This is a genomic window from uncultured Bacteroides sp., from assembly GCF_947632445.1.
GTDB lineage: Bacteria > Bacteroidota > Bacteroidia > Bacteroidales > Bacteroidaceae > Bacteroides.
This window is the reverse complement of sequence record NZ_CANRPM010000082.1, coordinates 1-10,075: the sequence shown is the minus strand read 5'-3', so window position 1 is coordinate 10,075 and position 10,075 is coordinate 1. Positions and strand designations below refer to the sequence as shown.

The 10,075-nt window shown below is 42.1% G+C and carries 9 protein-coding genes; 2 read left to right on the top strand and 7 right to left on the bottom strand.

All coding sequences use genetic code 11. The features are described from left to right. Positions 1-597: 597 nt before the first annotated feature. The 5 genes from Q0Z70_RS11960 to Q0Z70_RS11940 are packed head-to-tail and all read right to left on the bottom strand — an operon-like array spanning position 598 to position 6,077. Positions 598-2,223, bottom strand: coding sequence for a sialidase family protein (locus Q0Z70_RS11960; RefSeq protein ID WP_298074831.1), 1,626 nt, complete (start codon positions 2,221-2,223; stop codon positions 598-600). A gap of 42 nt (positions 2,224-2,265) precedes the next feature. Next, the gene (locus tag Q0Z70_RS11955; RefSeq protein ID WP_298074829.1) at positions 2,266-3,438 is read right to left on the bottom strand and encodes an AGE family epimerase/isomerase; all 1,173 of its coding nucleotides are present in this window, start codon (positions 3,436-3,438) and stop codon (positions 2,266-2,268) included. A gap of 5 nt (positions 3,439-3,443) precedes the next feature. Further along, the gene (locus Q0Z70_RS11950; RefSeq protein ID WP_298074827.1) at positions 3,444-4,361 is read right to left on the bottom strand and encodes a dihydrodipicolinate synthase family protein; all 918 of its coding nucleotides are present in this window, start codon (positions 4,359-4,361) and stop codon (positions 3,444-3,446) included. A 22-nt stretch (positions 4,362-4,383) separates the two neighbouring features. Continuing rightward, complete coding sequence (locus Q0Z70_RS11945; RefSeq protein ID WP_298074826.1) at positions 4,384-5,622, bottom strand: MFS transporter; 1,239 nt, start codon at positions 5,620-5,622, stop codon at positions 4,384-4,386. 8 nt (positions 5,623-5,630) lie between these two features. Then, positions 5,631-6,077, bottom strand: a complete 447-nt coding sequence (locus Q0Z70_RS11940; protein ID WP_298074824.1) for a YhcH/YjgK/YiaL family protein — start codon at positions 6,075-6,077, stop codon at positions 5,631-5,633. 204 nt (positions 6,078-6,281) lie between these two features. Between Q0Z70_RS11940 and Q0Z70_RS11935 the strand changes: the two genes are divergently transcribed. Both Q0Z70_RS11935 and Q0Z70_RS11930 read left to right on the top strand, forming a co-directional pair. Continuing rightward, positions 6,282-7,490 carry an ROK family transcriptional regulator gene (locus tag Q0Z70_RS11935; protein ID WP_298074822.1) on the top strand — a complete coding sequence of 403 codons (1,209 nt, stop codon included), beginning with the start codon at positions 6,282-6,284 and terminating at the stop codon, positions 7,488-7,490. Positions 7,491-7,526: 36 nt separating this feature from the next. Continuing rightward, positions 7,527-9,275 (top strand): bifunctional metallophosphatase/5'-nucleotidase, encoded by a 1,749-nt coding sequence (locus Q0Z70_RS11930; RefSeq protein ID WP_298074820.1) that lies wholly within the window; start codon positions 7,527-7,529, stop codon positions 9,273-9,275. 32 nt (positions 9,276-9,307) lie between these two features. Here the strand turns inward: Q0Z70_RS11930 and Q0Z70_RS11925 are convergent, their stop codons facing one another. Beyond that, on the bottom strand, positions 9,308-9,892 hold the full coding sequence (locus tag Q0Z70_RS11925) for a cyclic nucleotide-binding domain-containing protein (RefSeq protein ID WP_298074818.1): 585 nt from the start codon (positions 9,890-9,892) through the stop codon (positions 9,308-9,310). Next, positions 9,877-10,075 (bottom strand): hypothetical protein (locus tag Q0Z70_RS11920; protein WP_298074817.1); only part of this gene is annotated, 199 nt, incomplete at its 5' end. The genes Q0Z70_RS11920 and Q0Z70_RS11925, both read right to left, overlap by 16 nt.

The window sequence follows — 10,075 nt, the reverse complement described above, 5'->3', positions numbered from 1 at the left end:
GCTGCTGTACATCTTTGCCGTCTTTTTTGTCACAAAGATATCTCGCTTTCTCTCTATGCCCTTTTTTGACCACTAACCACATAAAATTCATTGACACATCAAGAATAACAAAGTTAAAATAGCAGAAACAATATAATAAATCACCTTATGTTTAAATATAAATTTATTATATGCTCCGTATTTCGTCCTTATTTTGCAAATATAGAAGTTGTTTTTAGATTATGCACAAAAAGTCATAAACTATTTTATAAAAAATGCCATATAACATATTTTATGCTAGAACCCTATCATTTATTCATCAGATTACTTAAAGAAAATAAGGTAATTTGTGGTGAACAATTTTCCAGACTTCAACTCACTGCATACCATAATATAACAGAGGATTATGTTCTAACAATATGCCGCCTACCCTCGCCATTCCTTGAACATCATACATAATTCTGCTAATCCTTACCAGTCAGTCATATACCAATATATCATTTCCTCAAAACGATATCATATCTTAGTAGCTCTGTGGACAGAGTTGATTGTCTCCGGTCACATACATCATTGTTCCGTAAACAGCAGATAGCAGCCCCCTTGCCTATGAAAATCCGGTCAATTAACCAAATCCTGCAATTTCACAGCCTGAAATGTCATGTGAGCCACGCTACTTTCATAAAGGATACCGATAGTTTCACGATCTATCAAGGTCAGACAACTATATCCCCATCCCTCATCTTCGTCCAGCATCAATTGATATTTTGGCGGCCAGGTATTTCCACCATCCAAGCTTACTTTAATCGTGATATGGTGTCGTCCTTTAGTTGTATCAGGGTTAGAGAACACCAAAAGATTTTTGTTCAACACATTGTCGGCAGCCGGGATACGCAACAAGCTGGCCATGCAAACAGGTTCCTGCAAAGCTTTGCGGGAAGAAGCATGCTCAATCCATGTCTTTCCCAAATCGGATGATGTCGCTACTGCACGGCTACCTCCACGATTGTCACGCATATTCAACATTAATACCCCAGGTTCTATTTCGACCACTTGGGCTTCAGTCGTATTAGTACGCGCTAAATTATCAATCTTCCACGTCTCACCTTGATTTTTACTATACATAATCCCGGCATTAGGCACACGTGTAGAGTCTATAAATTGAATGGGAATCACCAATGTTCCATCATCCATCGTAATACCACGACCAGGACCTTGCAATAAAAGAAACCAAGAAGGATCTTTTACTTGGGCTGTTATATTGATTGGTTCAGACCAAGTCTTACCATCGTCTTTACTACGGGTCAGTACCAGCTGTCCTGTTTCCTCAGGAGTCATACCTTGATGTGAACTCCACCATGTGCGCTGATTGCCACATCCATGTGTCCACAGAGCTGCAATCCAAGCTGTATTGGTCTTTGTGTCAAACAAAATACAAGGATCGCCCACTCCGTTTTGTGCAGAAGGAAGTCCACCCGTATTCTTGAAAGTCAAAGGTACCCGCATCTTTTCCCAAGTACGGCCACCGTCCACACTCCGACTCAAACCTATATCAATGTGTTCCTGCAAATCGACAGAATTATTGTGACGGATATCATATACAGCCAGTAATGTACCTTCATTGGTAGTTACGAGGCCCGGTATACGATAAGCTGCTACACCATCGTCACCGGCATGACGAACCCCGACTCCCATGCGATGGACTATATTCCGAGGAGACACAACTTGCACAGGAGCCTCTTCGCCGTCCAATCTGACAGTAAGCAATTCGGACTGGATTTTTGTCTGTAAAGAAGCTTCAGGCTTCATTTGCAAACTAATCCAAAAGAAATTTACTCCCGGAAACAAATCGTAATCGCATTTCAATGTAATTCTGGAAGCAGGCTGTCGCACTTCGGTACACAGCACAGAATAAGATGGATTAGCCGACAATGTTTGTCCGGCATCAAAGCCTGAAACATAAGTAACAGGAGCAAAACGCTTTTTGGAATGATCTTGCAAAGCTTCAGTCCCACCATAATATAACTTCACAGCTTCAACCATTGAAAGTTCTTGGGATAATAGGTTCAAAGTCACTTCATTCAATCTTTTGTATTCCCGAGCATCCAACCGTAAATAGAACAGAACATTATCCTGACGTTCAATCAAAACCGGAACTTGGGTTTCACGAACATAAACCGTATCGGCAGCCTTTAGCCCCGCTGCACCGAACAGTACAAACAAACACAAATAACAGAATATTTTCATAGAAATGTTTTAAACGAATTATAAATTCTCGATAATTGTCACTCATATCTCATTACACAACATATACCCGCAAACCATCATCCGAGGAATATGGAAGGGGCCTTTAAACAGATTGCCCTTGGCCGGCTGAGCCACCGTGCCATCACGATGGAGATAGCCATACCACTCGCCATATTCCTTATCAGGGAAATGGGCATAAGTCCAATCACTGACCTGTTTATGCATTTCGAGATATTTTTCATCCTTGGTAGCCTGATAGGCATACAAAGTGGCAATGATGGCTTCAGTCTGAGGCCACCAAAACTTCATGTCCTGCGAATAATCCTGTACAGGAAAATTACGGCAGTCACGAAAATTAATGATACCACCATATTCCTTATCCCATCCCCAGTTCCAAGACCATTCCAATATCTGAAGGGCCATCTGTACCAAGTCCTTGTCCCAACCACGATGACGGGCTTCTTCCATAATGAACCACGAAGTTTCGATGCAATGACCGGGATTGATGAGACGACCGTTGCAGGTATCTATAAATTCACCTTCAGGCCCTACCATTTCAAGCACAGCCTTGAACTCAGGATGCATGAAATAACGGCGAATGGCAGACAGAGACTCATCAATCTGCATATCCAGTACGGGATCGGCAATAGCAGCACGCACACGGGAAGCAGTATTAATAAGTATCATCGTTATAGAATGGCCACGTGACTGCAAGGTCGGCAAATACTTTGGCTCCAGGAATCGCGGAGTCGTCAAGAACTTCTGAATGCGTTTGAACATATCCAAAGCTTTCAAAGCATAGGTTTTGTCACCCGACGCAATGGAATACTCGGACATCGCAATGGCTGCAAAACATTCGGAAAATACATATCGACGTTTACGCAAAGGTTGTCCGTCGCCCGTCACCTCAAAAAACATGCGTCCGTCTGTATCAATGCAATGCTGCTCTATAAAATCAATACAGCTTTTAGAGGCAACCAGCCATTCAGAGTTTCTCTCAACATGGTTGTATGCATAGGCAGCAATAAAACCGAAACGTCCCTGAAACCATACCGACTTAGTGGTATCCATCAAATGACCTTCCCTATCTACACACGTGTACACACCACCATGCTGACGATCCCAGCCATGCTCCAACCAAAAGGGCATGATATTTTCCTGAAGCTCATGTTTATAGGCAGAAGCCCATTTGCTCAAATAATCTTTTACATCCATAATGCTCAGAATTTATTGCATCGTTCAAAAAAATGGATTGCTTCAAGCTCTGCCTTCATACGAGCCTCTTCTTCGTCTGTCATGTTTTGGAACGGAGTACGGTTTTTGCCCAAATCAAGGCCGATCAGTTTCATAATACGTTTTCCGGCTACAATATTGCCGCGATACTGGCAGATAACATTGATGACATCTTGCGAGAAGTTCTGCAATTCGCGAGCCTTTTCGATATTACCGGTTTTCCATGCATCAATGATACCTACCAAATTAATGCCATTATAATTGGTAGTACCTCCGATACCTCCTTGGGCACCTCCCATAGCCAAAGACGGAAGAATGGTTTCATCCTGCCCATGAAGCATGTCGTATTTACCGTTTCTGTAAAGACGGCATTGATTGTATTCATAAAGGCTTTCATACGTATATTTGATGCCTGCAAAATTAGGAATACGGCCATCTACTGTTTTCAGTAATTCGGTCATTGGCAAAAAAGCACCGTTGAACGCCGGAATATGATAATAGTAAAAAGGCAGATTAGGAGCACCCGCAGCAATTTCCTCACAATATTTGACTAGTTCCTCAATACGACCTATCTTAGGGAAAGGAGGAGCCATTGCACCAATTCCCCATGCACCAATCTTTTGGGCATGTTCAGCCAACATTTTGCTTGCCTTGACACAACAGCTGCCCACATGGACTATCACCTTGAAACCCGCGGGAGCCACCTCTATCCAACGCTCAGCCAGTTTCATACGTTCGTCTTCGGTCAGCATATAACCTTCTCCTGAAGAACCATTTATAAATACGCCTTTCAGTCCATTCTTTTGCAACATTTCCGCATAAACTTTAATAGGCTCGTAATTCACTTCTCCATTTTCATAAAAAGGAGTAAACGGTGCATCAATCAGTCCGATAATTTTTTCCATAACTCTCATTATTAAAAGTCTATTATTCTACATTATCTGTTTTGGGGCATAGGAAATACAGTTGCAATCCTAATGCTACCAATACAACTATACTTAACATAGCAAATCCAAGTCCTAAATTGCCACCATCCGTCCATCGTCCCAACAATTCCGTAACAACCGCACCTGCAAACACACCAGTCATGTTCATCACACCGTATGCCGTGGCACGATGTTTAGCCGATACAAACTGACATAGAATAGGCATATTATTTGCATCAAAAATACCATAACCAACACCAAACAGCAGACCTGCTCCCACAACTGCGACCAAGCTATGTCCAAAACCTAATAGCAATAGCGCAGGAATAGTCATGCCCAAACCGATCGCTCCAGTATAGATACGTCCACGTATGTTTTTCTGTACCCAACGGTCAGACAATACACCACCGCCAAGGACACCGATAAAGGAAGACACAGCAATGGTAATTGTTGAAATCGGTCCGGCTTCCGACATAGGAATACCCAAATTTTCGGCGAACAGAGTTGGCAACCAATTCTTTGTGGCCCAACCAGGAAGGCTTGGAGCGGCAAAATAGAACAGAATAATCCAGAAAGCCCATGTTGAAAACAGCATGGTCAGGCCACTGAGCACGGAAGTTTTCTTTTCTCCCATAATCACAGAAGACTTTCTTTTTTCAGAAGTATGCTGCGGATTTTCACGCAAAGCCAACATAAGGATCAATGAATAAGCAACACCGATAATACCAAACCCGTGGAATGCCGAATGCCAAGAAAACATAATCGCAACCGTTGCACCAAAACCACCAACCGCCTGACCTACATATAATCCGGTCATATGTACTCCTACGGCCAATGACCTTGATTTACCCTGATGCCAGTCAGCAATCAAAGATAATGCGGAAGGGATATAAAGTGCTTCGCTGACACCCATCACTGCACGCAACCAATATAATTCATGAAATGTATCTGCATAGCCCATCAGATAGGTAACGCCGGACCAGACAAACAAACTACCAACAACCAACCATTTACGACTAAAACGGTCAGCAATCATGCCGGCAACGGGACTCATAAAACCATAAACCCACAAAAATATGGCCATCAAGGCTCCAAAAGCTTCCGCCTTGTTCAATTCCGCGATGTCGGCTTTCATAGCTTCCTGCATCGTCGAAAGCATTTGACGATCCATATAATTAAGCAAAGCTACTACCCAAAGTAACCCTACTACAACCCAAGGATATATTTTCTTGTTTTCCATAAGACCATTTACAATTTTATTTTCGCAATAAGTTTTCTAATTTTCCCTTCACCAATACAAGGGGCATGAGCATCTTCGGGATAAACAATCACAAATTGCCCCGGCAGTAAATCAATCCACATACTTGGAATATCACCATACAAAGCACAATCGCCATCCGAAGAATAAGTTTTCACCTCTTGAGTCAAATTGTCAGCGGCTTTCCATCCTATTCGTTCACGGCCTTCCAACAAAATATGTACATCTATATATTGATGATGCAATTCAAGAAGCTGTTTTTCTTGAGGCACAGCATCAGCTTCCGAATTCATAATATAAAGATTGTCTCCATCTAAATCTATACGTCCTAATCGAGTATGAAGAAAACTATATGCTTTCACATAATCAAAAAGCCTTTTGAACAACGGGTGCAAAAGTTCTATCCTGCCGGAATCTTTTAAATTTGAAATTATCATAGTATATTATTTAAAATTCGCTTTTACAGGCCTCAAAATTAGCAACAATAGCAATAACATCAAAATAATTTAATAAAATGTTTTATTAACATTGCTGTAAAACATATAAATCAGCTGTTGTCAAGCACAACAACGCCGTAATTTCTTTTCATTTATAAACAATTTATTTTTATATTTGTAACAAAATAATCCTATCAGAATCATATGAAACAGGCGTTACTTAAAGAAATAGAAGTTGGCAGCAAAAATGCCCTTCTCAAAAAGAGAATCATTACACATTATATATATAATGGAAGTTCGACAATTACAGACCTGGCCAAAGAGTTAGATTTAAGCGTGCCTACTGTCACCAAATTCATATCGGAAATGTGTGAGGAAGGCTATATCAACGATTACGGGAAATTGGAAACCAGTGGAGGAAGACACCCCAGCCTCTATGGCCTCAACCCAGAATCTGGATACTTTATCGGAGTGGATATTAAGAAGTTTGCCATAAACATAGGCTTGATCAACTTCAAAGGCGACATGCTGGAATTGGAAATGAATATCCCTTATAAGTTCGAAAATACCCACGCCGCATTGGAAGATCTGTGTAACTTAATCAAGGCTTTCATAAAAAAAACAGAAATTGACATAACCAAAATCATGAATATCTGTATCAACATTTCAGGACGTGTCAATCCAGAATCTGGATATAGTTTCAGTATGTTCAATTTCTCCGAAAGTCCATTAGCTGAAATATTGAGCCAAAAGATCGGTCTTCCTGTCTGCATCGACAACGACACACGAGCCATGACTTACGGAGAATATCTGAAAGGGAGTGTCGCAGGAGAAAAAAATATCATTTTCGTCAATATCAGCTGGGGACTGGGTATCGGGATAATCATCGACGGAAAAATATACACTGGAAAATCGGGCTTTTCTGGAGAATTTGGACACACCCATGTGTTCGACAACGAAATCATCTGCCACTGTGGTAAAAAAGGATGCTTGGAAACAGAAGCTTCCGGCAGTGCTTTCCATCGAATATTTTTAGAAAGAATAAAGAAAGGTGAAACCTCCATCCTGTCCGACAGACTTAAAGAAAAAAATAAGCCGCTCACATTGGACGAACTAATCGAAGCTGCATGCAAGGAAGACCCGCTATGCATAGAAATTGTAGAAGAAATCGGACAGAAATTAGGCAAACAAATTGCAGGACTCATTAATATTTTCAACCCGGAAATGGTTATAATCGGTGGAACCCTTTCATTAACGGGAGATTATATCACCCAGCCCATCAAGACAGCCGTTCGAAAGTATTCGCTTAATCTGGTAAACAAAGATTCTGTCATCGTCACATCCAGGTTAAAAGATAAAGCCGGTATTGTCGGTGCCTGCATGCTGGCCAGAAGCAGGATGTTTGAAGGATAAAATCACTAAAATTTAATTGCATAACATCATCTATATATGAAAAGGGGCCATTTCATTCTATGTATATTCCTATTGTTGTCTACCTTTGCATGGGCTCAACAGCGAGTAGTAAAACTAAAATTGGTACAAACTAGTGATGTACATGGAAATTATTTCCCTTACGACTTCATTCTCCGCCAAAACGCAGCTGGTAGCCTGTCAAGAGTATGTTCTTATGTACGCCAAGAACGCAAAGAGTATGACGAACGACTAATCTTGTTGGACAACGGCGACATCCTACAAGGACAACCTACAGCCTATTACTATAACTATATTGACACAACAACTACGCACCTATGCGCCGCAATGATGAACTTTATGGGTTACAATGCGGGCAATATGGGCAACCATGACATAGAGACGGGCCGTACCGTATTCGACCGTTGGGCATCAGACTGCCACTTCCCTATCCTCGGAGCCAATATAATAGAAACAGCCACGGGAAAACATCACTTTAAACCCTACATCATATTGGAACGTGACGGAATAAAGATAGCTATACTGGGAATGATAACCCCCGCTATCCCTGCTTGGCTATCGGAAAACCTCTGGCATGGTCTGCGTTTTGATGACATGGAAAAGACAGCCCGTCATTGGATGACGGTTATCCGCGAACAAGAAAAGCCAGACCTCATGATAGGCATCTTCCACTCGGGACGAAATGCCTACGTGATGAATGGCAAGTATAACGAAAACGCTTCAGCCGACATAGCACGCCGCATATCCGGCTTTGACGTAGTAATGATGGGACACGATCACACCCTGGCTTGCGAAAAGGTAATCAACGCAGAGGGCGATTCAGTTCTGATCATCAACCCAGCCCATAACGCCTCAGCAATCTCCTCCGTAGACGTAACGCTGACACTACAGAATGACCACGTAATCGAAAAACAAATTTCAGGCGAACTGATACAGATGGACGGTTACGAACCGGACGCAGAGTTCATCAGCCATTTTGCCTCTCAACGTAAAGACGTGGAACAATTTGTATCCAAACGAATAGGCCGATTTACTGAGAGCATCTCCACACGGCCTGCCTATTTCGGGCCATCAGCTTTCATCGACCTCATTCACCAACTCCAACTGGCAATCAGCGGAGCCGATATCTCATTGGCCGCTCCTTTGTCTTTCGATGCCGAAATAAAAGCTGGCGACATCTTCGTGAACGACATGTTCAGTCTTTACAAATACGAAAACATGCTATATACCATGAGCCTTTCTGGAAAAGAAATCCGTGGTGCTCTCGAAAGGTCGTACGCTTTATGGACAAATCGCATGAAATCTGCCGAGGATCCCCTCCTTTTGCTCCGTAACCGACCACGTGAAGGCGCAGCTGATCGTGCTGTATTCCAAAATCCCAGCTACAATTTCGACTCAGCGGCAGGCATCCTTTATACTGTAGACGTAACAAAACCCGAAGGTGAAAAGGTGTACATCCTGAGCATGGCTGACGGCACTCCTTTCGATGAGACAAAAATGTATAAAGTGGCTGTCAACTCCTACCGCGGCAACGGTGGCGGCGAACTGCTGACCCAAGGGGCCGGTATTCCACAAGACGAACTGAAAAAGCGCATTCTCTCATCCACGGACAAGGACTTGCGTTACTATCTGATGAAGTATATTGAAGAACAACAAATTATTTCCCCTCATGCTTTGAACCAATGGCACTTTATCCCTGAATCGTGGACAGAACCGGCCTCACGCCGTGATTACAACCGCTTGTTCGGGAATGAAAAACGGCCATAGCTTCTATACAAAAAGACAAACGAATTTCATGCTTACAAAATACCCGAACGAACCCGGCTTAGTGTCTCTGGTGTCATCAGCAGATAAGATGCAATATTTGAGAGAGGAGCTCTTTTAATCACTTCCGGCTGCGACTGCAACAAGTGGTTATAACGTTCACGGGCTGTTTCGAAACGCCACGAATCAGCCTTAATCTGGGAGGTGATGAGCGAAAATTCCAGAATTTTCCGATAGAACATATTGACCTCCCATGAGGCTTCTGCCAATAAATTCAATCTCTTATGGTTCAAAAGATAGACAGTACCATCTTCCAGCGCTTCTATCATCAAACTGGTAGGTTCCTGCTTCAACAAACTTTCGATACACATAACGATACAACCTTCATAAGAAAAATGCTCAGTCACATCTTTCCTGTTTTTATAATAAAATTGGCGTAACATGCCCTTTCCCACAATCATAATATCATGACTGACTTGCCCTTCGGAAAGTAGAATTTCCCTTTTTTCAAAATCTTTTCTCACTAAAATATCTTCTATGAGCTTTCGGCCTTCAGAATTCATGGCTGGATATCGGGAATTCACCGCTGCATTTACAGCTTCTTTTAATAAAGCATCCATTTTGCAAGTTCAGTTCTATATTTAGTATTTGCAAAGATAAGAATAAAAAATGAAAGATTGAGCAGATGAGCGCAGGAAGGTTGTAAATAACGTGAGTTCGACGACAATCCGGGAATATAGGTATCATTGTCGTTGAGAAAATCAACGGTAAAATGAAAGAACTTGCAACCATAGGAATTGCCA

What these genes read in the sequence shown, in the direction of transcription:
- Q0Z70_RS11940 (WP_298074824.1), bottom strand. Translation starts at nt 6,077, where the DNA reads ATGATAATTTCAAATTTAAAAGATTCCGGCAGGATAGAACTTTTGCAC.
- Q0Z70_RS11955 (WP_298074829.1), bottom strand. Translation starts at nt 3,438, where the DNA reads ATGGATGTAAAAGATTATTTGAGCAAATGGGCTTCTGCCTATAAACAT.
- Q0Z70_RS11930 (WP_298074820.1), top strand. Translation starts at nt 7,527, where the DNA reads ATGAAAAGGGGCCATTTCATTCTATGTATATTCCTATTGTTGTCTACC.
- Q0Z70_RS11925 (WP_298074818.1), bottom strand. Translation starts at nt 9,892, where the DNA reads ATGGATGCTTTATTAAAAGAAGCTGTAAATGCAGCGGTGAATTCCCGA.
- Q0Z70_RS11935 (WP_298074822.1), top strand. Translation starts at nt 6,282, where the DNA reads ATGAAACAGGCGTTACTTAAAGAAATAGAAGTTGGCAGCAAAAATGCC.
- Q0Z70_RS11950 (WP_298074827.1), bottom strand. Translation starts at nt 4,361, where the DNA reads ATGGAAAAAATTATCGGACTGATTGATGCACCGTTTACTCCTTTTTAT.
- Q0Z70_RS11945 (WP_298074826.1), bottom strand. Translation starts at nt 5,622, where the DNA reads ATGGAAAACAAGAAAATATATCCTTGGGTTGTAGTAGGGTTACTTTGG.
- Q0Z70_RS11960 (WP_298074831.1), bottom strand. Translation starts at nt 2,223, where the DNA reads ATGAAAATATTCTGTTATTTGTGTTTGTTTGTACTGTTCGGTGCAGCG.